The following is a 24,876-nucleotide window of genomic DNA, read 5'->3' as shown; positions in this document are numbered from 1 at the left end:
CCTGTCGACAGATGGCGAGGCCTCGAGTCGGGTCAGCCCCGGGTAAGGGCGTCCAGGGCGCTGGATTGGGTGCGCCAGTCCTGTTGGTTGGGGCTGCCGCCTGCCCATCGCTGGCCGAGCCGGTTGAGTGAGTCCCGGTCGGTGGCCCAGATCGAGTTCGATTGTTGTTGCGCGAAGCTCTGGTAAGTAGCCGATCCGGTGGCTTTGGCGAGATCGGCGAGGAACCGGCTGAAGATGCCCTTGAACTGTTTCTGGTTGTCGTCGCACGGGTTCTGGCCGATATCGCAGGACTCGGTGAGCACCCCGTTGCGGGTGAGCACGGTGCCGGTGATCGCGGAATCGGCCAGTCGCTTGGCGGCGTCGAGCAGGCGGGTGTCGCCGGTCGCGCGCCACACCTCGACCATGCCGCCGATTCCCAGGCCCTGGTTGTAGCTCCAGACTGTTTGCCCATTGTTGCGGCAGTCGCCGGTCAGGCCGTCGTTGACCAGGCCGGCGGAGTTGATCAGTCCGCTGGTCAGGTACCAATCCGCGGCTGTCCGGGCTCGCTGCAGCCAGACCGAATCACCGGGGGTGCGCCGATGCACGGACGCGGCCAGCCGCAGGTACAGTCCGCTGGTGACGGCGTTCTTGTAGGTGCGTTCCCGATCCCACCAGACACCGCCGCCGCACGTGCCCGTGTCCCAGAACTGATGCAGGTACCCGGCGATCGTGGTCGCCATGCTCAGGTAGCGCGCGTCGCCGGTGTGGTCGTAGGCGGCTATCCAGGCCAGTCCCCACCACGCGCTGTCGTCGATGGACCGGCTGATGAAATTGCCCTCGATCGGGTCGCTACCGCGTTGTCCGGCGGCGAACTGGCCGCGATTCGTCTCGAAGGTGCGTGCGATTATCCAGTCGTACTGCCGGTTTCCGCTGCTCGCCGCGTAGTCGATCACCGCGGTGAGCGTCACCGCCGAGTTCCACCAGCTGCTCGGCCACCAGGCGGGGGAGGGATCGTAGGAGTACAGCAGCGCGTCGGCGGCAGCCTGCGCTCGTGCCGGAGCCGGTCGCGCCCACGCCGTGCAACTGCCCTCCGGATGGGCCGCTTCCCTGCCACAGGCGCGAAGGGCGCCGCCGTAGTGGCGGCCGCGAGGATCGCGCGTGGCGAACATCGCTGTCCGGGTCGTGTTCGCGCCGCCGGCCACCGCTGTCCGGCCGAGTGACGAACCACCGGGCCAGCCGGCACCGGCGTCCCACGAGCGGTCGAGCCAGACTTCATCGCCCTGTCCACCGGCCTCGATGCTCGCCCAGCCCATCGAATTCTGATCGACGTGCAGGCTGATGGTGCGGCCGTACAACGTGGTGGACGGTACCGGCCGGGTGTCACCGTTGGCTTGCCCCGCATCGGTTCGATCACAGGTGACATCGCATACCGTGGGGTAGATCCAGTCCGTGCAGGTGATCCCGGCGCCGTCACCACAGGCGCGGATCAGGCCGCGCCGGTGGTGACCGGGGTCGGTCACGTTGTACATCAACGTTCTCGTGCCCGTCCAGGTACCGGGGATGCTCGCCTTGCCCAGCAGTCCGTCCCAGGTCGCGCCGCCGTCCCACGAGCGGTCGAGCCAGACCGCGTCCCCGGTGATACCGCCGTCGATACTGCCCCACGCCATACCGTCCACATCGGACACGTGCAGCACCACCCGTCTGCCGTTGACCTGTTTTTCCGGCACCGGGAACGTTTCCTGCTTGGCTTGCGAAGGATCGAGCGCGTCGCAGGACAGCACGCACACCGCGTCGGCAAGGATGACCGGTGCCGCGGCGGCTGGTGACTGCGCGGGAACTGTCACCAGCACAAGGGAAATCACGGCGGAGGCGAGCAAGGGACGGGTGCGGCGTGGTGGCGACATGTCTGGCTCCTTCGTCTACGGGGTCAGGTAGCAGGATTTCGGAACACCGCTCACCGGATCGCTGCCGAACGCCGCGGTCGTGCACGCCGCCCCGCCCGTGAACGACCGGTAGACGTACGCCCCGCGGGCGCCGTAAGCCACCGTGCGCCGTCCGGTGAACCCGCAAGTGGCGCCTTCGCCGGCGCACGAGGTGGAGTAGCCGGGAGGACTGCCTTCCCTGGTATAGCAGGCTTTGGACTCGCCGGGTACCGGGTCGCCGTTGAACGTGGCGTTCGAGCACGTGAGATTTCCGGACGCGGTGACGTAGTTGAACGCGCCGAACGCGCCATAGGCGACCGGCTGGCCGGCGGCGGCCGGGCAACTGCCGCCCTCGCCGGCACACTGGCTCCAGCCCCCGGCGGGCGCTCCGGCCGGCGCGAGATAACAGGATTTCGCGACATTGCCGATCGGATCGCCGAACACCGCGTTCGAGCAAAGCGTGCCGGCCTTGACCATCCGATAGACGAATGCGCCGTTCATGCCGTAGGCGATGGTCCGCCCGTACCCGGGGACCGGGCAGGTTTGGGTCTCCGTCGCGCACGCCGTGTACCCGGCTGGACCGCCGAGCGGAGCGACGTAGCAGGCCTTGACGAGGTTCGCGGCCGGATCGATCCCGAACGCGTCGTTCGTGCAGGCGGTCGCCGAGGTCGCGTTGGTGAAGGTGTAGTTACCAGCGCCGTATGCCACGTTTCGGGTGCCGCTGAAGGAACACTGGCCCGCTTCCCCGGCGCACTGGGTGTATCCGGCCGGGAGTCCGGTGGTGGGGAGCGGCGGTGCCGTGGGGTTGCCGAGTCCGGACGCGGTCACATCATAGGTGCCGGTAGCCACGCCGGTGAGGTAGACGTAGTTGCCGTCTTGGGAGCCCGCGCCGATCCCCGGACGCGGGGTGAACGTGCCGTTGCTCCACACCACCGCGCCGTTGACGGAGACCGAAACGTTGGTACCACCGAGTTTCGGCACGCCTATCCGCCCGGTCGTACCGGCGGGGCTGGTGAGCCGGGAGGTGTAGGTGCCCGCCGCGGGATTGCGGGACCAGGCCGCGTTCAGCTGTCCCTGCGGCAGGGTGATGCGGCCCTCGGCGCTGGTCAGGTCGCCGGGGTGCGGGACGAATCGGTACTGGCCCACCTGGCTTTCCGGCGCGGTGCCGAGTACGTGGAAGGTCAGTGCCGAAGTCGGGCCGCTCGACCAGCCGTGCGCCAGGCTCATGAACGACCCGCCGTAGGCAAGTCCCCCATCTGAGCTGATGCCCTCCCAGAAGGTGCTCTTGGTACCGATGGGGCTGTCCAGCATGTAGCCCCAAGTGCGGCGTATCTGCGCGAGGGCGGTGAGATCGTCGTTGGCGGTGAAGTGCGCGTGCACCTCCATGCCGCCGGTGAACGGGTGGACGCCGCCACCCCATTCGGGTGTTGTGGCGCCGAACGAGTTCCACCGGGTGGTGAGCCTCCCGACGATACTGGTCGACTTCGCCGGCGAGTCCGTCAGTCCGTACCAGACGGCGAGCGAGTTGCCGTCCTGCGGGTACAGGGTGCTGGTGGGATTGTCGCGGTACATCCCCGCGTTCGCGTCCCAGAGGCGTGCGTTCGCGGCGGTCTTCAGCGCGGCCGCCCGGCCGGCGTAACCGGCCGCCAGCCCCGCGTCGCCCTTGGCGGTCGCGAGATTGGCGCCCTCGGTCAGCGCGGCGTAGAGCAGCGCGTTCGCCTGGATGTTCTCGCCGCCCTGGCCGCTGCGCGCCCAGTCCTGGGTGCGGGTCACGTTGAGCAGGTTGTTGCCGTCGATCTTGGCGATGATGAACTGCATGCCGCGCGTGTAGTTGTTCCACATCGAGTCGAGCCAGGCCCGGTCGGCGGAGTAGGTGTAGTACAGCGCGGTGCCGAGCAGGGTCCACGTGTGATAGGTATCCGAGCCCGTGAGGTTGAACGGCGGGCCGGACCACGGGATCTCACCGTTCGAGGCCTGCACACTGAACATTGTGGACAGTGAGTTGCGGGTCGATTCCAGTTCGTTCATCGAGGCGTAGGCCGTCGGGACAGCGATGCCGAGGTCGCCCGGCCAGACGGTCCTGTCGCGCTTCGCGCCGTCGACAAGCACGCTGTTGCCCACCCCGACGACCGCGCTGTTGTCCCATTCGGACGCCGGTGGCGGCCACGCCCTGCCCTGGTTGGACGCGATGATGTTGGTCTGGGCGGTGTACGCGCCGGCGTACCAGATCCGGTTGAGCAGGTTGTCGCTGGAATAGAAGTAGTTCGCGTAGGCGGCGGGGTTCGCCTTGCCGGGCGCGGCGGTGAAGTTCAGCGATACCCCGGTGAGATCCACCCAGCCGGAGGTACTCGTGAAGATCGTCAGGTAGCGGAACCCGCCACGCAGTTTCGACGTCGGCATCACGTACGTGCCGTTCGCGGGGGCGGCCCCGTAGATCGCGCCGTCGGGGTTGCCACCGCTGCTGGCGTCACTCGCCCGGCCGATGTACAGCGAGGACTCCGAGAACGCGAGCCCGGCCTGCTGCCCGCCGCTGGTGGCGCCGAACGAGAGCGTGGCGATCCCGCTGACCTCCTTGCCGAAGTCCAGGGTGATCGACGAGTTCGTCCCGGAAACGCGGGTCGCCTGCCCGGACAGCACATTCTGCGGATTGGCGACCGATCCGGTGGTGCCCTGTACGGCGGTCGGCCGGACGGTGCGGGACGTCGGCGAGAGGTTCAGTGCCTCGATCGCGCCTGGCGGGGGTGCCGCGGCCGCCAGTTCGGCGGGCAGCGGTCTTGGGCTTGCCTGGGTCGAAAAGGACGGTACCGCTGGAATACTGGCGAGAGCCGGCACGAGCAAAGCACTTACCAGGATGGCCGATCGGCCGGTTGGCCCACGCATGGAGTACCTCCAGTGCTGGAGTGAGGCCGGGGTCCTGAAATCGCCGGGGAATGTCGTCGCGAAATTCCCCGGCAAGTGGACATTTATTGTCATGCCGGTATTGTTGTGGTCATTGAAATGCGATAAAAATCTCGTGGGTCACGGGCCAGGCCCATGGTCGGCGCCCGCCTGTCCGGAAATGGACAACGGTTCTCTCGGAAAATAGGTTGGATTTGTAACGTTTCAATATCTCGTTGGCAAAAGTCTAATAGACGCCACGTCGACCGTCAATGGATGCCTGGGCGCTGCCGCGGTGGGACGGGACCCGGGACTGTGGTGGGGCCGGGGCCGGAATGGCCGCAACCGGCTCGCGACGGCTTCGTCGCAGTAGTGCTAACGGTTTTCTTGCAGGGGCCGGGGTGAATCGTCGTCGCCTGCCTCGGTGTCGGACAGGTCTGGTCCAATGGTGACGTCGGCGGCCGACGGTGGTGTTGGTGCCCTTGCCGGCGTAGGGTTCCGTGGTCGGATATTCTGCTTTGAGTTCCTCGGTGAAGTACAACTGGGACGTGAATTCGTGCGGGTTTCCTTCCGTGGCCACATCGGAATAGGCGCCGAGCGCGCAAGTGAGTGCCGCGACCGCCTCCGGAGCGATCTTCGCTAGGGTTTCCGCATGGGGAAAGTGAGAAACTCGGTGTTCGCCGTGCTGTTGCTGGTTTCGATGAGCGCGTGCGGGCAAGCTGTCGGCGCTCCGCCGGTTTCGGCCCCGCCGACCACGATGCCGACCGTCTGGGAGCCGACGTCCGAGGCGCCGGAGCCGACGACCTGCCCGGCGTCCGGTATCCACTACGGCGCGGGCGTCATCGAGGCCGCGCTCGGGCACCGGGCTGTCGTGCTGACACTCGCGAATTGCGGGCAGGCGCCACAGGAGATCAACGGTTACCCGGATGTCCGGGTCCTGGGGCCGTGGCGGCAACCGCTGGACGTCCGCGTCAATCACGATTCCTCCTACATGGCGACGGATCCCGGGCCGGCGAAGGTCACCCTCGTCACCGGCGAAAAGCTCCTGTCGGTGGTCTCGTGGTCGGCGACGGTCATGGACGGCGACACGGTCACCGGGGCCGCGCTGTCGGTCACCACCGTGCCAGGTGAGGCGCCGCAGATCCTCACAGTGAAGACCGATCTCGGCACCACCGGCGAGGTCGACGTGACGGCCTGGGCCGCGAAAATCGCGCAGTGACGCCGGAGCTGATGTGTCGACAGCTTTGTGGGGCCTTGGCGGGCCATCGTGAGCGGTGGAAAGTTTTCACTCCAGCTGGCGGGTCGCGCGGACTCTGTGAGAGAGGCACTTTCGTGAGAAAGTGCGCCGCGCCGTGACCCCAACGCGCCGCGAGATGTCGACATCTCGTGGCTGGCTGGCACTCACGGGCCACCTTGCCAAGGGGGCGTATAACGCCCTATACCGCGCGTCTCGGTGCGGCTCAGCCGACGCGTTGCAGGGCTCTTTCCCGGCGTCCGGCGACGGTTGAGCCGGATTCCCGGCGGGCCATGCGGCGTAGCACGATCGGCGCGAGGAGCAGGCCGGCGACGGCCCAGGCGCTGAGGACGCCCACGGTTTCCAGGTGCCGCCAGGACTCGCCGATCTCGACGCCGGCCGCGCTGCCGGGCAGCAGGGCCGAGCGCGTGCCGAGGCCGAGCCAGTAGATCGGGAACACCTGGCCGACACCTTGCAGCCACCCCGGCAACGAGGTGATGGGGTAGAAGATCCCGGAGATCGCGATCACGCCGAGGATCGGCAGGGTGAGCAGGCCCTGGCTGCGGGCGCTGGTGAACACCGAGCCCAGCACCGCGCCGACGGGCAGGGTGGCCACCATGCCCAGTGCCAGCACCCAGATCAGCGTCAGCCAGGAGCCGGGGCCGAAGGCGAGCCCGGAAACGAGGAAGACACCGGGGATCAGCAGGATCGCGAGGTCGGCGACCAGTCCGCCGGACACCGAGACGATCTTGCCGGTCAGGTAGCCCAGCATGCCGTTCGGCGTCGCCTTCGCGCGCAGCAGCGTCCCGTCTTCGCGGTCGGCGGTGAGCTGCTGGCTCATGGTGACCATGGCCATCGAGGCGTTCATGCCGAGAATGCTGGGCAGCGCCAGGGTGCCGAGCGAGATCCCGCTCTGGCCGAACGTCACGTCCCGCAGGAAGAACGTGACGACCAGCATCAGCACGGGCCAGAAGAAATGGCTCCACAGCTCCGCGCCGTTGGTGAACGACTGCCGTAGTTCGATCAGGCCGCGGGACCAGCCCGCGCGCAGTGCCGTCGTGGTCGGGTTCATCGCGCGGCCTCTTCTGCTTGGTGTACCAGGGCTCGGTGTACTAGGGAGAGGTAGGTGTCCTCCAAAGAGGATCGATGGACTTCGAGATCGGCGATGGTTTCGCCGTAGCGGTTGAACAGGCCGAAGACGAACGCGGTGGACTCGGTGGTCGACTCGGTGAACGACTGTCCGCCGCGGGTCCAGCGGACCTCGTCCACGCCCGCTATCCGTTGCGCGAGTTCGTCGGCCGTGCCGTCCGCGACGATTCGCCCGCTGTTGAGGATCAGGATGCGGTCGGCGAGTTTCTCGGCTTCGGCCAGGTCGTGGGTGGTGAGCAGGATGGTGGTCTCGTGTTCGCGGGCGAGCTTGTGCACGAGTTCGTGGAATTCGTGCCTGGCCGCCGGGTCGAACCCCGTGGTCGGCTCGTCGAGGAACAGCAGTTCGGGGCGGCCCACGATGCCGATCGCGACATCGAGCCTGCGCCGCTGCCCGCCGGAGAGCATGCGGATCTTCTTGTCCGCGTGCTCGGTCAGGCCGACCGCCGCGATGAGTTCATCGGTGTCCCAAGGCCTTTTGATCAGGTCGGTGGAGTAGCAGGCGTAGTAGGAACCCAGCTGTGCCAGCAGTTCCCGGACGCGCCACTTGCCGTGGTCGCGCCAGGACTGCAGGACGACACCGAGCCGCGCGCGCCATCGTTCGTCGCCGTGCGCCGGATCCGTGCCGAGCACCTCGGCCCGGCCCGCAGACCGCATCCTGAACCCTTCGAGGATCTCGATCGTGGTGGTCTTTCCCGCGCCGTTCGGACCCAGCAGCGCCAGTACCTCCCCGTGGCGCGCTTGGAACGTCACGCCGTGCAGGACGTCCGTCGTGCCGTATCGCATGCGCAGCCCGTCGACATCGAGTACGACCTTCTCGCTCGTCGTCATCGTCTCGCTTTCCCGTGGTAATCCTTCAGTAGAACGTGAACGCTACGTTGCGTTTTCCATATGCTCAACGCGCAACCACCAGCTTTTCGTGGATATAACTGAAAAAGACACAACCAGTGCAATGGCAATGACGCTGAACGCAACGACCCCAGACCGACCGTTGCAATAGAATGAAGGTGAATGCACACTGGACCGACCAACGACCGAAAGCGGGCCCGGATGCCGGGCGGCAGGCTGACCAACGAGGACCGCGAGCGCATCGCCACGGGCCTCGCCGAAGGAGCCGGGTACGCCGAGATCGCCAGACAACTCGGCAGGCCGACGTCGACCATCAGCCGCGAGGTCACCCGCAACGGCGGGCCTCGCGGCTACCGCGCGGATCACGCGCATCAGGCCACCGAGTGGCGCGCCCGCCGCCGAAAGCCCGCCCCGGCACCGGAATCCCCCGCCGGCACCGACGCCGGGGATTATGGGCGTGATCCCGCGGCGGTGCGCGGTTTCGTCGAGCAGTTCGCGATGCTGATGGTCCGGACCGGCCTGCCCCGTATGGCGGCGAGGGTGCTCGCCTCGCTGGTCACGACCGATTCCGGTTCGTTGACCGCCGCCGAACTGGTCGGGCTGCTGCGCGTCAGCCCCGCCTCGATATCCAAAGCCATCGGTTACCTCGAAGGGCTGGAGCTGGTCCAGCGCGAACGCGACCCCCGGCAGCGCCACGAGCGATATTTCATCGACGACGACGTCTGGCTCCAGACCTGGCTGACGAGCGCCAGGACCAACGCGATGCTGGCCGACACCTCCAAGCAGGGAGCCGACATCTTCGACGCCGCCACCCCCGCCGGCGCCCGGCTGGACCAGATGAGCCGGTTTTTCGCGCAGCTCAGCGAAGACATGTCCGGCGGCCCTGACGTCGGTGACGCGCTGACCGTGCTCGCCGCGCTCGTGCACGCCGTCACGCCCCGCACGGCCGAGCAGCTGGCCGTCGCACTGGACTGGCCTTTTGAGCGTGTCACCAATGCTTTGCTCGACGTCGAAAAGCATCCCGACTTCGCCGATCCGATCGCGCTCGCATTCACGGATTCGGGTGCCTACACCGTGACGGCCAAGCCTGATCGGCTCACCGCCGCCCAACGCGAAGCGGTAAGGGGGGTGGTGTAAGCCGCGGACATCCGCAATCCTGGTCCGTGGCCCGGACGGGAGGGATGGCCATGAAGATCATCATCGTCGGAGCGGGGATCGGCGGCCTGATCACGGCGTTGCGGCTGCATCACGAAGGTGTCGACTGCGAGGTCTACGAGCAGGGCGAGCAGATCCGTGAACTGGGTATCGGGATCAACGTGCTGCCGCACGCGGTCAAGGAACTGGCCGCGCTGGGGCTGCTCGACCGGCTGGACGAGGTCGCGATCCGGACGCGCGAACTGTGCTATGCCCACCGGCTGGGGCACGAGATCCTGCGCAAGCCCTGCGGTACGGACGCCGGATTCACGGTGCCCCAGTTCAGTTTGCATCGTGGCAGGCTTCAAGGCGTGTTGCTCCGCGCGGTGCGGGAACGGCTCGGCGCGGACGCGGTGCGGCTCGGCCATCGGCTGGTCGGCTTCGGCCAGGACGCCGGCGAGGTCCGCGCGCGTTTCTCGCACAAACAGGAACCGGTGCGCGGTGACGTGCTGGTCGCCGCCGATGGTATCCACTCGACAGTCCGGTCGATCTTGTTCCCGGACGAGGGCCCGCCCCGGTGGAACGGCGTGATGATGTGGCGGGGCGCGGCCGAATGGCCTGAGTTCGGCACCGGGCGCTCGGTACTCGTCGCCGGCGGCACGGCGGCGAAACTGGTGGTCTACCCGATCGCGGAAGGCTCCTCGCCCGGCACCAAGCTCACCAACTGGGCGGTGTGCATCCTGACCGGGCAGGACGGTGATCCGCCGCCCGCGCGTCAGGACTGGTCCCGCCGGGGCGACCGCGCTGAGCTGGCCCGGCATGTCGACCGGTTCCGGACGCCGCTCCTCGACCACGCCGGACTGGTGGCGGCCACGCCCGAGTTCTTCGAATTCCCCATGTGCGACCGGGATCCGCTGCCGTTCTGGTCGCGGGGCCGGGTGACGCTGCTGGGCGACGCCGCCCACCCGATGTACCCGATGGGCTCCAACGGCGCCGGCCAGGCCATCCTCGACGCCACGAGCCTCGGCGGGCACCTGGCGCGGCACGCCGATCCCGCCGAGGCGTTGCTGGCGTATCAGGACGATCGCCTGGCGGCCACCAGCGAGGTGGTGCTCCGCAACCGGGTCGGCGGGCCGGAGAGCGTGATCGACGAGGTCGAACGCCGTGCGCCCGAAGGCTTCTCCCGGATCGAGGACGTGATCACCGCGGCGGAGCTTGAGGATGTCGTCAGCGGTTACGCCAAGGCGTCCGGCGCCTCGCGTGAACAGGTGGACCGGCCGGGTCCGTGAACCCGGCTCAGGCGCCTTCGACCGACCCGGGCGGCAGGAAGTCGACGTCGTGCAGCGCGGACAGCCGGACGACCTCCACCGGGTCCTCGAGGTCGTGCAGCTTGTCGAACAGCTCCGCGAGCTTGCCGGCCGGGCTCACCCAGAACAGGCCACGGGTGTGGGTCTCGCCGCGGTTGTAATAGGCGTGGGGGAGGCCCTTCGGCATGCGCACGGTGTCGCCGGGGCCCGCGGTTTCCCACTGCCCGTCGAGATAGAGCGTGAACACGCCTTCGAGGATGTAGATGTGCTCGTCCTGGGTCGGGTGCACATGCGGCGGGACACCGGTGCCGGGCGGGTCGAACGTTTCGAACGCGAAGCTCGACGCGCTGGCCGCCTTCATGGAGTAGGTGTGGCCGAGCACGTTCCACACCTTTTTGTTCATGCCCTCGTCGGCGAGCGTGATCCCCTTCGGCAGGGGTCCGAGCACGATCTCCTCGGCGGTCATCCGCACCTCCTGGTCGCTGGTTTCCCGTGTTCCCCTGCACTCTCCGCCATCGCGACACCTGTTGTACAGCGCGGCCGGTTCGAGCGGGACCGCGCCCGCTCGAACCGGCCGGCGCTCACGCCTGGTCGAGCAGCGCCAATTCCTCTGTGGACAGCACGAGGTCGACGGCTCGGGTGGAGTCCTTGATCGTCTCCGGGCGCGACGACCCGGGAATCGGGATGACGACCGGGGCCTTCGCCAGCATCCAGGCCAAGGTCACCTGCTGCGGGCTGACGCCGTGGGCCTTGGCGACCGTGCCGAACGCGGCGAACCGCGAACCCAGCTCGGGGGCCTTGGTGATGCCGCCCAGCGGGCTCCACGGCAGGAAGGCGATGCCGAGTTCGGCGCACAGTTCCAGCTCCGGCTCACTCGACCGGAACGCCGGGGAGAACTGGTTCTGCACGCTGGCCAGCCTGCCGCCGAGGATGTCGTTGGACAGCCGGATCTGCTCGGGGTCGGCGTTCGAGATCCCGGCGTAGCGGATCTTGCCCGCGTCGAGCAGGTCGCGGATCGCGCCGATCGACTCCGCGTACGGCACCTTCGGGTCCGGCCGGTGGAACTGGTAGAGCCCGATGGCGTCCACCCCGAGCCGCTTGAGCGAGGCGTCCGCCGCCTGCTTCAGGTACTCCGGGGAACCGTCGAGGGTCCACGACCCGTCGCCGGGGCGCAGGTGGCCGCCCTTGGTCGCGATGACCACGTCGGTGGTGTCGCCGCCGTAGCTCGCGATCGCGCCGGCGATGAGGGTCTCGTTGTGACCGACGTCGGAGCCCATGTGGTAGGCGTCGGCGGTGTCGAACAGGGTCACTCCCGCTTCGAGCGCGGCGTGCACGGTGGCCACCGAGCGCTGCTCGTCGGGACGTCCTTCGATGGACATCGGCATCCCGCCGAGTCCGATGCTGCTGACCTCGAGGTCAGCGATACGGCGAGTACGCATTGAGGTCTCCTCCTGGAAATCGTTTGCTGCCTCACCAGCTTCTCCCAGGATGATTAAGCTGTCCAACAGAAGAAAACGATCCTTCTCAGCAGTCTGGGTGATTAATCATGGAACTCCGCCAGCTCGAGTACTTCGTCGCGGTCGCCGAGGAGTCCCATTTCACTCGCGCCGCGCGGCGCATGCAGGTCGCCCAGTCCGGGCTGTCGGCGTCGGTGCGCGCCCTGGAACGGGAGCTCGGCGCCTCGCTGTTCCGGCGCAGCACCCGGCAGGTCCAGCTGACCACCGCCGGTGAGGCTCTGCTGGTGGAGGCCCGTCGCGCGCTGTCGGCGACCAATGCCGGGCGTGACGCCGTCGCGGCGGTGAAAGGGCTGCTGCGGGGCAGTCTGGCCATCGGTTCGCTGCAGTGCCTGCACGCGCTGCACCTGCCCACCGTGCTGGGAAGTTTCGTCACCGCACACCCCGGCTTGGAGATCCGGCTGCGGCACGGCGGTTCGGCCGAGCTGGCCGAGCAGGTGCGCACGGGACGGCTGGACGTCGCCTTCGTTTCCCGACCGGCCAAGATCATCGACGACGTGGTGATCACGCCGCTGGCGAGCGAACCGCTCGTGCTCGCGTGCGCGCTCGGCCATCCCCTGGCGGCCCGGGACGTGGTGGCGCCGGCCGAACTGGCCGACGAGCGCTTCGTCGACTTCCATCAGGGCTGGGCCACCCGCGACCTGGCCGACGCCGTGCTCGCCGACGCCGGGGTCGAGCGCCGGGTCGCGCTGGAGGTCACCGACGTCCATTCCCTGCTCGAACTCGTGGCCTTCGGGCTGGGTGTCGCGTTGGTGCCGCGGTCGTTTTCGCTCAAGACCGCGGAGGCGCGGTTCATCGAACTCGCCGAAGGTGTCCCGGAGTGGGAGACGGTCACTGTGACCAGTGATCCCACCAGCGCGGCCGCGAGTGCGCTGCTCAGTGAAATCCAAGGAGTGAAGCCGTCGGCGTGAGTAGGGTCGGGTGAATGCCACGACTGATCCACCTGAACGGGCCGACCGGGATCGGGAAATCGACCGTCGCCCAGCTCTACGCCGATCGGCATCCCGGGGTGCTCAACCTCGACACCGATCAGGTGGTCAGCCTGATCGGCGGCTGGAAGGACGACTTCTGGGGAACGCTGGAGCCGGCCCGGCGGCTCGCGATCGCCATGGCGGAGACCCATCTGCGCACCGGCCGCGACGTCGTGATGCCCCAGCTGGTGACGAACGTGGACGAGAGCGAGAGATTCGAGGCGGCCGCCCGCGGCGCCGGCGCCGACTACCGCGAAATCGTGTTGATGGGTGGCAGGCAACAGGTTCTGGACCGGTTCGCGGAACGGGTCGCGAGCGGTGATCAAGCCAGCCACCGCTACATCGACGAGATCGTCGAGCGCGGGGGTGGCCCGGTCCTGCTGGCGAGGATCCACGGCCATGTCACCGGGTTCGTCCGCGAGCGGCCCCGCTGCGTGGTCGTGCACACCGACGGCTATGACCCGCAGCAGACCTACGACGCCGTGCTCGCCGCCCTGGCGAACTGATCGTTTCGGGGGGACCGCCGGGATACGGTCGATCAAAGTAGTGAATCGTCCACAAGTGCACGACGGTATGCCAATGCAGCAAGACTCCGCCATCGTGCCACCGGTACATCGATCCCTTCCACAGGATGGATTCGATGTCTGACATCAGGTAATCGGTGCCGTTCACTTGCACAAGGCTGTGGTCCCCCAGGCTACGGAACGAGGTGGTCGTGAACATCACGTCCCGGTGGGTGCCGGGCAGGGGCTCGGCGTCACGCCGCTCGAGGCTGTCGAATCCAGCTTCGTCGTCCTCGCCGACACGGAGTTCCGTGCCCATGCCCCGGCTGTGCCGCGCCAGCGCCTCCGCCGCGAAATCGTCGTCCACAAGCTCCACGAACCGCTCACCGGGCTTCACCCAATTACGCTCGTGCTCAGCGACGAGACGGTCCGGGAAATCGTCGATGACCGGCGCGTCCACTACCCAGGCGCGGTACGTTTCAACGTCCGGCAGTTCCCTTGCCCGGGCCGCCTCATACCGCGGCCTGCACTTCTCGCACAGATGGCGGATGGCGAACTGTTTCCGGAACGGATAACGGACCCGTCCGCCCTCGCGCAGCCTGCCCTCCTGCAGCGGCCCATACAGCCCCTTCGTGCGCGTACGCCGCGGGGACAGGATCCCGTACCGCTTGGACGACGTGCGCCGCACGCGGCACAGATCACAGCGCCGCCGCTTCAACTCAGTCCGGCCACCCCGCACCAGCCCCACCTCCACGGTCCGTATTGACGGACGACAGTGTCACGGACGTCCGTCAACGATGAAAGTCCCGAACCGCACGCGTGGCTTTCACGCGCATGGCGAGCCCGGCTGTCACCGCGACGGCGGTCCTCCTTTCGCGGCCGCGGCGAGGATCCGGCTGGTGTCGGCCGCTTCCGCGGCGATGTCGTCGATGTCGATCGAGCGCCGCCGCAGGAAGCCGCTGAGGAAGAGCACGGCGTAGCCATGCGCGGCGGCGGTGTTTTTCCGGAGCAGCGCCAGCGCGGCCTCGGCGTCGTTGCCGGTGAGGGCCATGCCGATCGGGAGCAGGATGTCCGTGACCGCGCGGCCGGCCTCGGTGAGGGCGGGATCGCCGAGGTTCCGCAGCTCGTCGGAGAAGATGAGGTCCATCCCGGCGTGGTGGCGGCATACGAACCGTACGTAGACGCCCGCGGCGATGGCGAGCGCCTCGCCCGGGTCTTCCTTGTCGTCGAGGGCTTCGCGCAGTTCCGCGGCGAGGAGTTCGGCCGCGCGGATCGCGGTGGCCTGCAGCAGCGCCTCACGGGTGGGGAAATGACGGTAGGGCGCGGCCGGGCTCACCTCGGTGCGCCGGGCGACCTCGGCGACGGACAGCGCCTCGATACCGCGTTCGGCGATCAGCGCCAGTGCGGCGTCGACGAGTGCGGCGCGCAGGTCGCCGTGGTGATAGCTGCCGCGCTTGCCCACGAAATCCCCTCTCTGACCGGGCTGTTTGCCCTCAATGTAAGAGGTAGCTTACACTGGACGTCGATGTAAGAGTTGTCTTACATCGACGAGAGGAAAAGTCATGTCGGGAATCGAAGGCAAGATCGTCGCCATTACCGGCGCGAGCAGTGGGATCGGTGAAGCGACAGCGCTTCTGCTCGCCGAACGCGGTGCGAAGGTGGTACTCGGGGCACGCCGCCCGGAACTGCTCGAGGCGCTGTCGAAGCGCATCGCCAATCTGGGCGGCGAAGCCGACTACGTGCAGACGGACGTGCGGAAGCGCGAGGACCTGACGGGTCTCGTCGAGCTGGCGCGGGCGCGGTTCGGCAGGCTCGACGTCCTGGTCAACAACGCCGGTGTCATGCCGGTTTCCCCGCTCGACGAACTGCGTGTCGACGACTGGGAGAACATGGTCGACGTCAACCTCAAAGGCGTGCTGTTCGGTATCGCGGCCGCTCTGCCGGTGTTCCGGGCGCAGGGTTCCGGGCATTTCGTGAACACCGCTTCCACCGCCGGGCTCCGCATCGTGCCGAACATGGCTGTCTACGCGGGCACGAAATTCGCCGTACGCGCCATTTCCGAAGGCCTGCGCCAGGAAGCCGGTGACAAACTGCGGGTCACGATCGTTTCGCCCGGCATGACCCGGACGAATTTCGGTGACGGCCTGACGAGCCCGGACATGAAAGCGAAACTCGAGGAATCCAGGGACTCGATCGCGATGCCGCCCGACGCGGTCGCCCGCGCCATCGCGTTCGCGATCGAGCAGCCCGACGGCATCGATGTGGGCGAGATCGTCGTCCGTCCCACCGCACAGGCGTAACCGCGGAATCGCTTGGGGAACTCTGGTCCCTGACACACTGAAGCCAGGATCCCGAAGGGCTTGAGTCTCCGGCTGGGGGAGACACGAGGGTGGGGGCATGGACGGCGGCAAGCTCTATTCGATCGGTGATCTCGCGCGGCGTACCGGGCTGACCGTCAAGGTCATCCGGTTCTACTCCGACAGCGGGATCGTGCCGCCGACCGCCCGAAACCCGGCTGGCTACCGCCTTTACGACCTCGGCGCCGTGGCACGTTTCGACCTCGTGCGGACCTTGCGCGGCCTGGGAGTCGATCTCGCGACGATCAAGAAGGTCGTGGACCGGGAGATCTCGCTTCCCGAGGTCGCCGCGGCGCACGCCGAGGCGTTGTCGGTGCAGATCCGCACCCTGAGCCTGCGGCGCGCGGTGCTGACAGCGGTGGCCAAGCGCGGGTCCAGCCTTGAGGAGATGGATCTGATGCACAGACTGGCCCGGCTTTCCGAGGATGAGCGCACCCGGTTGATCGGCGAATTCCTGGACTCCGCGTTCGGTGGTGTCGACGCCGACGCCCGGTTCGCGGGGATCCGGCGGTCGATGACACCTGAGCTGCCGGACGACCCCGGACCCGAGCAGGTCGAGGCGTGGGTGGAACTGGCCGAGCTGTCCCAGGACCCGGATTTCCGTGCCGGTGTGCGGAATCTGGCCGAGCGGTACGCGGCCGAGCACCCGGGCCTGAACCCGGATCCGGCCGCGGTGGTCCGCGATCAGGCCGGCCCGGCCCTGGCCGCCGGGATCGACCCGGATTCGCCCGGCGCCGAAACGGTCGTCCTGTCGGTCATGGCTCGCTGCGCACGCGTTTCCGGTCGTCCTGACGACGTCGACCTTCGGCGTCGCGTGCTGACGCTGCTGGAAGCGGTGAACGATCCTCGCCGGGAGCGGTATCTCCGGCTGCTCGCGGTGATCAACGGCTGGGCGGCCCCGGAAAGCCCGGCGCCGGCGTTCGCCTGGTTCATCGAGGCCTTGCGCCTCCGCATACCCGCGTAGAAAACGGGCCGTGGGAACGGAAAACGTTCCCACGGCCCGTTGACAGCCGCTAGAAGCGGACGTTGCGCAGGTAGTCGTAGCCGACTTCGGCGGTCTTCAGCGGGTCGGCCGGGTTGTCGTGCTCCACGATGAACTCGCGGATACCCGGTGCGGTCTCACGGAAGATGCGCGGGAAGTCGATGTTCCCGGTGCCGAGGTCGGCCCAGCCGCCGTCCGCGCCGCGGTCCTTGACGTGGTACTGCAGCACCCTGCGCTCGCGGCGATAGATCTCGACCGGGTCCTGCCCGGCCACCACGGCCCAGTAGAGGTCGACTTCGAAGTGGCAGTAGCGCCGGTTGGTCAGCCGCGAGATCACGTCGTACGGGCGCACGCCGTCGATCGCGGTGAATTCGAAGTCGTGGTTGTGGTAGCCGAACTGGATCCCGGCCTTGGCGAACTGCCGGGACGCGATGTCGAGCCGCTTGGCGAAGTCCTCCCATTCGGCGATGGTGCCGTACCGCACGTACGGCACCGCCGAATACGTGTGCCCGAAAGTTTTCGCGTCCGCGATCGTCTTGTCGAGGTCCCCGTCGATGCCGATGTGACTCGACGTCGCGCGCAGGCAATTGCGGTCCAGGATCTTGCGGAACTCAGCCGCCGTGCGGCCGTAGGTCCCGGCCAGTTCCACGTGGCGGTACCCGATGTCGGACAACGCCGACAGCGTGCCCTCCAGATCGTTCTCCAGCAGTGAGCGCAACGTGTAGAGCTGCACACTGATCCGTTCCGGCGGGATGCGGCGCTTACGGCCGAAGCCGTCCTGCCCCGCGGAGGCGACGCCCGGCAGAGTCAGCGCCGCGCCCGCGGCGAGCGCCGCACCCTGTAACAGAGTCCGCCGGGAAAGGGGTCTTTTGCCGATCATGGATCGTTCCTCTCAGTTCCGATTGGCGGGCGCGGGAAGTTCCTTGATCCGCACGTCGCGGAAGGAGACGTCGTCGCCGTCGCCGTGGTTCTGCAGCCCGATGAAACCCTGGGCCAGATCGCGGGCGGGGTTGGTTTCGGTGTACTCGTTGATCACCACGTCGTTGAGCACGACCTTGATCGTCTGCCCGCTCACCACCAGTTCGTAGGCGTTCCACTCACCCGGCGGCTTGAGTGCCGCGTCGCGCTTGGCGATGTCGGCGCCCTGGAAGCCGTAGATCGCGCCGGTGGTGCGATCGGGTGCGTCGGTGGCGTCGATCTGGATCTCCTGGCCCTGGTTGACCGCGACCCACGGATCGTTGCCGGGATCGGGGAAACCGACGAAGATCCCGGAGTTGTCGTCACCGTCGAGCTTCCAGTCCAGCTTCAAGCTGTAGGCGTTGAACTCTTCTTCGTGCCACAGCAAACCCATGCCGCCCACGGTCTTCCACGTGCAGTCGGGCTGTACCCCGAACGAGCCCGGACCGGCCTGGTGCCAGCCGGCGGCGCTCGCCGCGGTGCCGTCGAACAGCGTGCGGTAGCCCTCCTCCGGCGTCGACGGGGTGCACTGGCTGACGCCGGGCTGGGCCACCCCGGGACCTTGGACGGTGATCGTGTCGACGTCGAACAGCCCGCCCCCGGTCCCGGTGAACACCAGGAACAGCGGATGCGTGCCACCCGGGTCGGTGATCGGTGTCGCGGGCAGGTCGACGTAGGTGTCGGGGCTGCCGGTCTGCGGCACCTGCACGGACTGCACGAGCGGGCCGTCGGCCGCGCCTGAGCGGACTTCGATGGTCCCGCCGGGACCGCCGGAGCTGACGCGGTAGCCGATCCCGGTCACCCCGGTGAGATTGACCGGCGTGAACTGGATCCAGTCACCCGGATCGATGTACCCGACCCGCGTGCCACCGCTGGCGCCGGCCGCGTCGACCAGTTGGACGCCGTTGGCCTCGGTGAAGAACTCGGCCTGCTTCAGCTTCGGCTGGAGCACGGTTTCCGCCGAGCCGCTCAGCGGGGGAGCGCCGCCCGAACCGGTGTCGGTGTAGCTCGCGTTGATCACGCCGAAGATGTCGGCGTCGAGGCCGTGGCCTTCGTCCGCGGGCGTCTCGATGACGCCTTCGCAGCCCGTGGCGCGGCTGAGCGGATGGCCGTGGTTGTCGTGGCCGAGGATGTACTCCACGGTCACCTTCGTGCAGTCGATCGGCCCGTCTTCGGGATCGGAAACGGTGACCTTGAAGGGAACCTTGTCGCCGAAGCCGAAGAAGCCGCCGTTGACCGGTGCTTCCAGCGTCACCACCGGAGCGGTGTTGCCCGCCGTGATCACGACGCTCGCGGCCCCGGTGAGCCCGGTCGGGTCGGTCACCGAAAGTTTCGCGGTGAACTGCCCCACCGTCGCGTAGGTGTGCGACACCGGCCCGGCCGTGGTGGAGTCGGTGGTGCCGTCACCGTCGAAGTCCCAGGCGTAACTGAGGTTTCCGCCGTCGGGATCGGTGGTGCCCGCCGGGTCGAGGTTCACCGTGAGCGGTGCGGGACCGGACGTCTTGTCCGCGGTCAGCTGTACCTCGGGCGTGCGATTGCCCTTGGTGTAGTCGATCCGGTAGACCGCCGAGTCCGCCGAGCCGCCGAAGTACCCGCTGCCGTAGTCCAGCACGTACATCGAACCGTCGGGGCCGAACTCGACGTTCATCGGCCTGGTGAGCGTCATCGAGTCGAAGAACGGCTTGATCTCCCCGCGTTCGCCGTTCGCCCCGACGGTGAACTCCTTGATCCAGCCGCGATCCCATTCGTAGGAGAAGTTCTTGCCGTCGAAGTACTCCGGGAACTTCGTCGGCGAGTCCAGGCCTGCGTCGAACCGGTAGGTCGGGCCGCCCATCGGGGACTCGCCGCCGGTGCCGAACTCCGGCACCGAACCGCCGTCGTAGGGGATCCAGGCGGGCTGGACCGGTGGCAGGTCGGTCAGGCCGGTGTTGTGCGGGCTGAGGTTTTTCGGTGCCGCGCAGTCGAAAGCGGCGCCGGACTGGCCGGTGGCGAAGTCGTAGTCGACGAACGGCTGGTTCGCTCCGACGCAGTACGGCCAGCCGAAGTTGCCAGGCTGCTTGATCAGGTTGAACTCGACCGTGCCGCCCGGGCCGCGCGCGGGGTTCGCCGCACCGGCGTCGGGACCGTAGTCACCGAGGAAGATCCAGCCGGTCTCCTTGTCGACGGAGAACCGGAACGGGTTGCGGAAGCCCATCGCGTAGATCTCGGGCCGGGTCTTGTCCGTGCCCGGCGCGAACAGGTTGCCCGCGGGGATGGTGTAGGTGCCGTCCGCGGCGACGGTGACGCGGAGGAGCTTGCCACGCAGGTCGTTGGTGTTGCCGGAGCTGCGCTGCGCGTCGTAGACCGGGTTGCGGTCGGCACGCTCGTCGATCGGGGTGAATCCGTCCGAGGCGAACGGGTTCGAGTCGTCACCGGTGGACAGCAGGAGGTTGCCCTGGGCGTCGAAGTCGATCTCGCCACCGGCGTGGCAGCAGATGCCGCGTTCGGTCGCGACCTGGAGGATCTTCTGTTCGCTGGCGAGGTCGATCGTGTTGTTCTCGGCCAGTTTGAACCGCGAGAGCTGGTTGTAGCCCTTGAACGGCTCGAAGTCGGCCGCCGTGCCGTTCTCCGGCGCGTCCCCGGCCGGGGTGCTCAATGTCGGTGCGTAGTAGAGATACACCCAGCGGTTGGTGGCGAAGTCCTTGTCGATCGCCACGCCCTGCAGGCCGTCTTCGTCATGGTTGTAGACCGGGATCTGGCCCGCCAGCGAGGTTGTCGCGCCGGAGGTGGTGTACCAGACGCGGCCGTCCCGCGAGGTGTGGATGACATCGCGCGTCGGCAGCACCGCGAGCGCGATCGGCTCACCGGTCTTCTCTTCGCCCTTGGCCAGGGTGATCTGGTCGAAGTCGGCGTCCACCGGCGGTTCTTCGGGGGTACTGGGTGGCGAGCAGTCGCCGTCCTCGACGCCTGCGGCGTAAAGGATTCCGCCGGTCAGGTGCTTGAGGAACTGCGGTTCGGCGTAGGACTCCTTGGTGTGGCCGCCACCGGTGTACCAGGACCGGCCGCCGCTGTTCGTGTGGCACCAGGCGATCGGGTGATCGCTCATCGAGCCGGAGCCGGGAGCGTAGCTGCTCTCGTCGAGCGAGGCGAGCACGTGGACGTCCGCGCGCGGGTTCTCGCGGTAGTTGTACCACTCGTCGGTCCGAGACCACTTGTCCGGCAGCCCCGCGGTGGACGGATGATCGTGGTCCTCGACGTCGACCGTGGCCTGCTGGATCTGCGGGTGGGAGTTGAAGTACGCGCCCACGAGGTCGCCGTAGAACGGCCAGTCGTACTCGGTGTCGGACGCGGCGTGGATGCCCGCGTAGCCGCCACCGGCCTTGATGTAGCGCTCGAAAGCGCCTTGCTGGGCGGTGTCGAGCACGTCGCCGGTGGTCGACAGCCAGACCACGGCGTCGAACCGGGCGAGGTTCTTGTCGGTGAACGCGCGGGCGTCCTCTGTGGACTCCACCTTGAAGTGGTTCTGTTTACCGAGTTTCTTGACCGCCGCGATCCCGGCCGGGATCGAATCGTGGCGGAATCCGGCGGTCTTCGAGAAGACCAGGACCCGGGCCGTTTCGTGCTGGGCGCCGACCTCGTCCGGCTGTGCTGCCGCGGGGGCGGTCGCGACGCCGAACGCGGTGGCCACCGCTAGGGCGAGAACACCGAGCCGGGTGGCGACACGGCTCGGGCCGGACGGGTCGTCCGATCGGGATTTTCTCATTCCGCGCATGACGAATACACACTTCCTCGGGTGTCGTCGAACAGCTGGAAAGCCGAACGGCCGGTGAGTTGTCACAGCCGCCCTGTGGTCTTGGGTAGGGACTTTTGTCGTCTCGGAGCGAAAGTAGGTGGGTGAATGTCACCCGTCAAGGTGAAAAACCTGCCAAGTATCTTCAATACACCCAAACAGCCCAGATCGATCGCGGGCTGACAACAGGACATTCCGGTACAAGCCTTGGGCTCGTGGTGTATCGGATTTGTATGACCCGGCTCCATCGTCGTATCTCGCCAGACCAGGGGTGAGGACGACAGAGGAGGCTCGAGAATCCAGCGGTGCGGCCAGGAAACGCCTGCTCTGCGGAGCGCTTTCGGCCGCGGTGTGCACGGCGCTGTTCGCCCCGATTCCCGTTCAGGCCGCTGATCTGAAGATCGCCAACGGTGGTTTCGACAACGGTGTCAGCGCTCGTCTATTCCGGTACGGCGAACCAGGGCACGGCTTGTCGGGACGAAGTGCTCATCAGCCGTGACGTCTCGATCTCGGCGTCCAGATCGAGAGCAGTGTTGTTGTCGCGGTCAACAACCTTCGCCATCTGTCGACAGATGGCGGTAGTTGCGCACGCGGGGTATCACGAGGTGAGGTCGATGCGCAGGGTGAGCAGGCCGCTGCCGACCACCCGGACAGCGGTGCTGTTGAGCCGTGGCAGGGTTTTGAGCCGCGCGCGGGCGTCGTCGTCGGGCAGCAGATGGGCGGTGCCGGTGTGCCAACGGCCCTTGAGGCGGACGCGGACTTCGTTGTGGGCCTGGATGTTCCGCACGTACTGGGACTTTTCCCCGTACTCGGAGACGAGCCAGAACGTGGGCGCACGGTTATCGTCCAGCCTAGCCGTGCACCCGTCCCTGCTCAGGCCAGTGAGCCGGGCAGGCCGAACGCCGCGAAGTGCTCGCGGCCGATGAACGAGGTGATCTCGGAGATCCGCTCGCCGCGCAGCGCAAACACGTTGATCGACCAGCACAGGTGCGCGCCGGCGGCCTCGTCCCAGAGGTAGCAGGCCACCGCGGGCTGGCCGTTCGCGCTGGTCGGGAGGTGCCGCCACGAGCCACAGGTGGTCAGCGGGACACTCACCGCGAAGTCCATGACGGCGTCGACGCCCCGGTACCAGTGCGGCATCGGCGGCATCGACCAGGTGACGTCCTCGGTGAGCAGCGCGACCAGCGCGTCCGCGTCGCCGCGTTCGAGCGCGGACGAGTATCCGGCGACGATCTCCCGCAGCCGGGTGTCGTCGAGCAGGCGCAGGGTCTGCTGCTGGGTACGGGAGGGGACCTTCTCGGCGATGATCCGCCGCGCGCGTTGCAGGGCGCTGTTCACCGACGCGACCGAGGTGTCCATGGTGGCGGCGATCTCGGCGGCGGAAAACCCGAGCACCTCGAACAGCAGCAATGCGGCCCGCTGGTTGCCGGGCAAGTGCTGCAGGGCGGCGACGAACGCGAGCTCGACGGCCTCGCGCTGTTCGTAGCGAGAGGCAGGCCCGCCTTCCAGACCCGCGTCGGGATAAGGGCCGAGCCATTCGACGTCGGTGCGCGGGATGTCGCCGACCAAGGCGTGATCGCTGGCGGGGCCGAGGTCGATTGGCAGGGCTCGTTTGCCGCGACCCTTGACGGTGTCCAGGCAGGTACGGGTGGCCACGGTGTAGAGCCAGGAGCGCAGCGAGCTCCGGCCTTCGAACCCGGCGACGCCCCGCCACGCGCGCACCAAGGCGTCCTGCAGGGCGTCGTCGGCGTCATGGGTCGAGCCGAGCATGCGGTAGCAGTGGGCGTGCAGTTCCCGGCGCAGCGGCTCCACGAGCCGGGTGAACGCGTCGTCGTCCCCGCCGCGCGCCCGGGCCAGATCAGGGCCGTCCTCGACCGGATCGGCCGACGCCGTAGAAATTTCGCTCACGAGCGATGATTCTGCCCCACGAGGGGAGTCAATTCCCACAAAAGCGCATTTCAGGCCCGCACCAGGAGGATCGATGAACCACCCGACCACCGCCGCGACGCTGCGGGTCCCCGACGCGGAGTTGTACTACGAAGTGCGGGGACAAGGCCCGCTCCTGGTGCTCGTCGGCGCTCCGATGGACGCGAGATCCTTCGCGCCGCTGGCCGACTTGTTCGCGGCAGACCACACCGTGCTCACCACCGACCCGCGGGGTATCAACCGCAGCCCGGTCGACGACCCCGACCGCGACTCGACACCGGAGATGCGCGCCGACGACCTCGCCCGGCTCATCACCCAAGTCGACGCCGGACCGGCCGTGGTCTTCGGCTCCAGCGGCGGCGCCGTCACCGTGCTGGCGCTCGCCCAAGCCCACCCGGAACTGGTCCACACGGTCATCGCGCACGAGCCCCCGCTGGACGAGCTCGTCGACGACCGGGAGGAGCTGCGGGTCAAGACCGACGACATGATCGCCACGTACCTCGCGGGCGACACCGTCGGCGCGTGGAAGAAATTCATGGCCATCGCCAATATGCCGATACCCGAAGAAATGATCGAGCAGATGTTCGGCGGGGAACACGAGCCGCAGGACGTCGCGGACGAGCGGTACCAGTTCGAGCACATGCTGGGCCCGAGTGTGTGGTGGCGGCCCGATTTCGCCGTGCTGGGTTCGGTGGCGAGCCGGATCGTGGTCGGGATCGGGGAGGATTCGGGTGACCAGCTCTGCGAGCGCACGTCGATCGCGCTCGCGGAAGGGCTCGGCCTCAAGCCGACGATGTTCCCTGGCGGGCACATCGGGTTCGCGGAGGACCCGGCCGCCTTCGCGCCGCGGCTGCGCGCGGTCCTGGACGAATGACCACCGCCATCTGTCGACAGATGGCGGTGGTCGCGGGGTGTCAGGCTATGTCGCTGTGGCGGATGCGGAAGACCTGCAGCCGGAGGTCGTAGTACTTCGTCGTCTCGCCGACCCATTGCATGCCAAGCCTTTTGGCCGTGGCGACAGCCCGGACGTTATTGGGCCGGGCGACGGCGAACAGCTCGTCCGCGTCCTGGGTGAACGCCCATTTGATGAGCGCCTGGCTGGCCTCGGTGGCGTAGCCCTGACCCCAGGCTTCGGGGTGCAGCTGCCAGCTCAGTTCGAGGTCTTCCTCGTAGGGCGGCAGCAGCCGGATCCCGAGGCCGCCGACCACCTCGCCGGTGTCCCGCCGCTCGACGGCCCACCGTCCGCGCGGGGTCAGCAGGTTGGGCTGGGCTTCCTGCCAGGCCCCCAGCACCGAGCGCATCGCGGCGAGGTCGTTGATCCGGTCCATCGCCGGGGTTAGCCAGTGCGTGACCTCCGCCGAGCCGTAGATCTGTTGCGCGGCTTCGGCATCGTCGATCGACCAGTCACGGATGACGAGTCTGTCGGTGATCAGCGGCGAGTCCATACCG

22 protein-coding genes are annotated in these 24,876 nt (G+C 67.8%); 9 read left to right on the top strand and 13 right to left on the bottom strand.

Going from position 1 to position 24,876, the window contains the following annotated elements; translation table 11 throughout:
• Window positions 1-32: 32 nt before the first annotated feature.
• Together VGP60_RS28335 and VGP60_RS28330 are read right to left on the bottom strand one after the other, a co-directional pair.
• Window positions 33-1,883, bottom strand: a complete 1,851-nt coding sequence (locus VGP60_RS28335; protein WP_327551171.1) for a glycoside hydrolase family 76 protein — start codon at window positions 1,881-1,883, stop codon at window positions 33-35.
• Between the two features lie 15 nt (window positions 1,884-1,898).
• Complete coding sequence (locus VGP60_RS28330) at window positions 1,899-4,781, bottom strand: MGH1-like glycoside hydrolase domain-containing protein (RefSeq protein ID WP_327551170.1); 2,883 nt, start codon at window positions 4,779-4,781, stop codon at window positions 1,899-1,901.
• Window positions 4,782-5,430: 649 nt separating this feature from the next.
• On the opposite strand from VGP60_RS28330, the gene VGP60_RS28325 reads away from it, so the two are divergent.
• Window positions 5,431-5,997, top strand: coding sequence for a DUF4232 domain-containing protein (locus VGP60_RS28325; RefSeq protein WP_327551169.1), 567 nt, complete (start codon window positions 5,431-5,433; stop codon window positions 5,995-5,997).
• Between the two features lie 241 nt (window positions 5,998-6,238).
• On the opposite strand, the gene VGP60_RS28320 is transcribed toward VGP60_RS28325, so the two are convergent.
• Window positions 6,239-7,084, bottom strand: coding sequence for an ABC transporter permease (locus VGP60_RS28320; RefSeq protein ID WP_327551168.1), 846 nt, complete (start codon window positions 7,082-7,084; stop codon window positions 6,239-6,241).
• On the bottom strand, window positions 7,081-7,989 hold the full coding sequence (locus VGP60_RS28315) for an ABC transporter ATP-binding protein (RefSeq protein ID WP_327551167.1): 909 nt from the start codon (window positions 7,987-7,989) through the stop codon (window positions 7,081-7,083). The genes VGP60_RS28320 and VGP60_RS28315 overlap by 4 nt, the downstream gene beginning before the upstream one ends.
• Window positions 7,990-8,208: 219 nt before the next feature.
• Here VGP60_RS28315 and VGP60_RS28310 point away from each other — a divergent pair, with 219 nt between their 5' ends.
• Window positions 8,209-9,144 carry a helix-turn-helix domain-containing protein gene (locus VGP60_RS28310; protein ID WP_422653005.1) on the top strand — a complete coding sequence of 312 codons (936 nt, stop codon included), beginning with the start codon at window positions 8,209-8,211 and terminating at the stop codon, window positions 9,142-9,144.
• A 50-nt stretch (window positions 9,145-9,194) separates the two neighbouring features.
• Window positions 9,195-10,430: a flavin-dependent oxidoreductase gene (locus tag VGP60_RS28305; RefSeq protein WP_327551165.1), complete on the top strand. Its 1,236-nt coding sequence runs from the start codon at window positions 9,195-9,197 to the stop codon at window positions 10,428-10,430.
• Window positions 10,431-10,437: 7 nt separating this feature from the next.
• Here the strand turns inward: VGP60_RS28305 and VGP60_RS28300 are convergent, their stop codons facing one another.
• Together VGP60_RS28300 and VGP60_RS28295 are read right to left on the bottom strand one after the other, a co-directional pair.
• Window positions 10,438-10,914 (bottom strand): cupin domain-containing protein, encoded by a 477-nt coding sequence (locus VGP60_RS28300; protein ID WP_327551164.1) that lies wholly within the window; start codon window positions 10,912-10,914, stop codon window positions 10,438-10,440.
• A gap of 115 nt (window positions 10,915-11,029) precedes the next feature.
• On the bottom strand, window positions 11,030-11,887 hold the full coding sequence (locus tag VGP60_RS28295) for an aldo/keto reductase (protein WP_327551163.1): 858 nt from the start codon (window positions 11,885-11,887) through the stop codon (window positions 11,030-11,032).
• Between the two features lie 107 nt (window positions 11,888-11,994).
• Between VGP60_RS28295 and VGP60_RS28290 the strand changes: the two genes are divergently transcribed.
• From VGP60_RS28290 to VGP60_RS28280, 3 genes are all read left to right on the top strand, one after another.
• Window positions 11,995-12,873: a LysR family transcriptional regulator gene (locus VGP60_RS28290; protein WP_327551162.1), complete on the top strand. Its 879-nt coding sequence runs from the start codon at window positions 11,995-11,997 to the stop codon at window positions 12,871-12,873.
• Window positions 12,874-12,887: 14 nt separating this feature from the next.
• Window positions 12,888-13,439, top strand: coding sequence for an AAA family ATPase (locus VGP60_RS28285; RefSeq protein WP_327551161.1), 552 nt, complete (start codon window positions 12,888-12,890; stop codon window positions 13,437-13,439).
• Between the two features lie 226 nt (window positions 13,440-13,665).
• The gene (locus VGP60_RS28280; protein ID WP_327551160.1) at window positions 13,666-14,202 is read left to right on the top strand and encodes a hypothetical protein; all 537 of its coding nucleotides are present in this window, start codon (window positions 13,666-13,668) and stop codon (window positions 14,200-14,202) included.
• Between the two features lie 84 nt (window positions 14,203-14,286).
• Here the strand turns inward: VGP60_RS28280 and VGP60_RS28275 are convergent, their stop codons facing one another.
• Window positions 14,287-14,898 (bottom strand): TetR/AcrR family transcriptional regulator, encoded by a 612-nt coding sequence (locus VGP60_RS28275; protein ID WP_327551159.1) that lies wholly within the window; start codon window positions 14,896-14,898, stop codon window positions 14,287-14,289.
• A 100-nt stretch (window positions 14,899-14,998) separates the two neighbouring features.
• Between VGP60_RS28275 and VGP60_RS28270 the strand changes: the two genes are divergently transcribed.
• Together VGP60_RS28270 and VGP60_RS28265 are read left to right on the top strand one after the other, a co-directional pair.
• Window positions 14,999-15,736: an SDR family oxidoreductase gene (locus VGP60_RS28270; protein WP_327551158.1), complete on the top strand. Its 738-nt coding sequence runs from the start codon at window positions 14,999-15,001 to the stop codon at window positions 15,734-15,736.
• Between the two features lie 97 nt (window positions 15,737-15,833).
• Entirely contained in the window at window positions 15,834-16,757 is a 924-nt protein-coding gene (locus VGP60_RS28265) for a MerR family transcriptional regulator (RefSeq protein ID WP_327551157.1), read from the top strand.
• Between the two features lie 49 nt (window positions 16,758-16,806).
• Here the strand turns inward: VGP60_RS28265 and VGP60_RS28260 are convergent, their stop codons facing one another.
• The 5 genes from VGP60_RS28260 to VGP60_RS28240 all read right to left on the bottom strand — a co-directional run bounded on the left by VGP60_RS28260 (window position 16,807) and on the right by VGP60_RS28240 (window position 23,409).
• Window positions 16,807-17,655 carry a sugar phosphate isomerase/epimerase gene (locus tag VGP60_RS28260; protein WP_327551156.1) on the bottom strand — a complete coding sequence of 283 codons (849 nt, stop codon included), beginning with the start codon at window positions 17,653-17,655 and terminating at the stop codon, window positions 16,807-16,809.
• Between the two features lie 12 nt (window positions 17,656-17,667).
• Window positions 17,668-21,474, bottom strand: coding sequence for a ThuA domain-containing protein (locus tag VGP60_RS28255; protein WP_327551155.1), 3,807 nt, complete (start codon window positions 21,472-21,474; stop codon window positions 17,668-17,670).
• A gap of 466 nt (window positions 21,475-21,940) precedes the next feature.
• Window positions 21,941-22,063: a hypothetical protein gene (locus VGP60_RS28250; RefSeq protein ID WP_327551154.1), complete on the bottom strand. Its 123-nt coding sequence runs from the start codon at window positions 22,061-22,063 to the stop codon at window positions 21,941-21,943.
• Between the two features lie 36 nt (window positions 22,064-22,099).
• Entirely contained in the window at window positions 22,100-22,486 is a 387-nt protein-coding gene (locus tag VGP60_RS28245; RefSeq protein ID WP_327551153.1) for a nitroreductase/quinone reductase family protein, read from the bottom strand.
• Window positions 22,375-23,409: a sigma-70 family RNA polymerase sigma factor gene (locus tag VGP60_RS28240; RefSeq protein WP_327551152.1), complete on the bottom strand. Its 1,035-nt coding sequence runs from the start codon at window positions 23,407-23,409 to the stop codon at window positions 22,375-22,377. The genes VGP60_RS28245 and VGP60_RS28240 overlap by 112 nt, the downstream gene beginning before the upstream one ends.
• 73 nt (window positions 23,410-23,482) lie before the next feature.
• Here VGP60_RS28240 and VGP60_RS28235 point away from each other — a divergent pair, with 73 nt between their 5' ends.
• The gene (locus VGP60_RS28235) at window positions 23,483-24,301 is read left to right on the top strand and encodes an alpha/beta hydrolase (RefSeq protein ID WP_327551151.1); all 819 of its coding nucleotides are present in this window, start codon (window positions 23,483-23,485) and stop codon (window positions 24,299-24,301) included.
• Between the two features lie 40 nt (window positions 24,302-24,341).
• Here VGP60_RS28235 and VGP60_RS28230 read toward each other — a convergent pair whose 3' ends face one another.
• Window positions 24,342-24,872, bottom strand: coding sequence for a GNAT family N-acetyltransferase (locus VGP60_RS28230; RefSeq protein ID WP_327551150.1), 531 nt, complete (start codon window positions 24,870-24,872; stop codon window positions 24,342-24,344).
• Window positions 24,873-24,876: the final 4 nt, after the last annotated feature.

The sequence above is a fragment of the Amycolatopsis sp. genome (assembly GCF_036008905.1).
Taxonomy (GTDB): Bacteria; Actinomycetota; Actinomycetes; order Mycobacteriales; family Pseudonocardiaceae; genus Amycolatopsis.
The sequence above is the reverse complement of the archived record's forward strand: the minus strand, read 5'-3'. Positions and strand labels throughout refer to the sequence as shown.

What these genes read in the sequence shown, in the direction of transcription:
- VGP60_RS28335 (WP_327551171.1), bottom strand. Translation starts at nt 1,883, where the DNA reads ATGTCGCCACCACGCCGCACCCGTCCCTTGCTCGCCTCCGCCGTGATT.
- VGP60_RS28330 (WP_327551170.1), bottom strand. Translation starts at nt 4,781, where the DNA reads ATGCGTGGGCCAACCGGCCGATCGGCCATCCTGGTAAGTGCTTTGCTC.
- VGP60_RS28325 (WP_327551169.1), top strand. Translation starts at nt 5,431, where the DNA reads ATGGGGAAAGTGAGAAACTCGGTGTTCGCCGTGCTGTTGCTGGTTTCG.
- VGP60_RS28320 (WP_327551168.1), bottom strand. Translation starts at nt 7,084, where the DNA reads ATGAACCCGACCACGACGGCACTGCGCGCGGGCTGGTCCCGCGGCCTG.
- VGP60_RS28315 (WP_327551167.1), bottom strand. Translation starts at nt 7,989, where the DNA reads ATGACGACGAGCGAGAAGGTCGTACTCGATGTCGACGGGCTGCGCATG.
- VGP60_RS28310 (WP_422653005.1), top strand. Translation starts at nt 8,209, where the DNA reads ATGCCGGGCGGCAGGCTGACCAACGAGGACCGCGAGCGCATCGCCACG.
- VGP60_RS28305 (WP_327551165.1), top strand. Translation starts at nt 9,195, where the DNA reads ATGAAGATCATCATCGTCGGAGCGGGGATCGGCGGCCTGATCACGGCG.
- VGP60_RS28300 (WP_327551164.1), bottom strand. Translation starts at nt 10,914, where the DNA reads ATGACCGCCGAGGAGATCGTGCTCGGACCCCTGCCGAAGGGGATCACG.
- VGP60_RS28295 (WP_327551163.1), bottom strand. Translation starts at nt 11,887, where the DNA reads ATGCGTACTCGCCGTATCGCTGACCTCGAGGTCAGCAGCATCGGACTC.
- VGP60_RS28290 (WP_327551162.1), top strand. Translation starts at nt 11,995, where the DNA reads ATGGAACTCCGCCAGCTCGAGTACTTCGTCGCGGTCGCCGAGGAGTCC.
- VGP60_RS28285 (WP_327551161.1), top strand. Translation starts at nt 12,888, where the DNA reads ATGCCACGACTGATCCACCTGAACGGGCCGACCGGGATCGGGAAATCG.
- VGP60_RS28270 (WP_327551158.1), top strand. Translation starts at nt 14,999, where the DNA reads ATGTCGGGAATCGAAGGCAAGATCGTCGCCATTACCGGCGCGAGCAGT.
- VGP60_RS28265 (WP_327551157.1), top strand. Translation starts at nt 15,834, where the DNA reads ATGGACGGCGGCAAGCTCTATTCGATCGGTGATCTCGCGCGGCGTACC.
- VGP60_RS28260 (WP_327551156.1), bottom strand. Translation starts at nt 17,655, where the DNA reads ATGATCGGCAAAAGACCCCTTTCCCGGCGGACTCTGTTACAGGGTGCG.
- VGP60_RS28255 (WP_327551155.1), bottom strand. Translation starts at nt 21,474, where the DNA reads ATGAGAAAATCCCGATCGGACGACCCGTCCGGCCCGAGCCGTGTCGCC.
- VGP60_RS28250 (WP_327551154.1), bottom strand. Translation starts at nt 22,063, where the DNA reads ATGGCGAAGGTTGTTGACCGCGACAACAACACTGCTCTCGATCTGGAC.
- VGP60_RS28235 (WP_327551151.1), top strand. Translation starts at nt 23,483, where the DNA reads ATGAACCACCCGACCACCGCCGCGACGCTGCGGGTCCCCGACGCGGAG.
- VGP60_RS28230 (WP_327551150.1), bottom strand. Translation starts at nt 24,872, where the DNA reads ATGGACTCGCCGCTGATCACCGACAGACTCGTCATCCGTGACTGGTCG.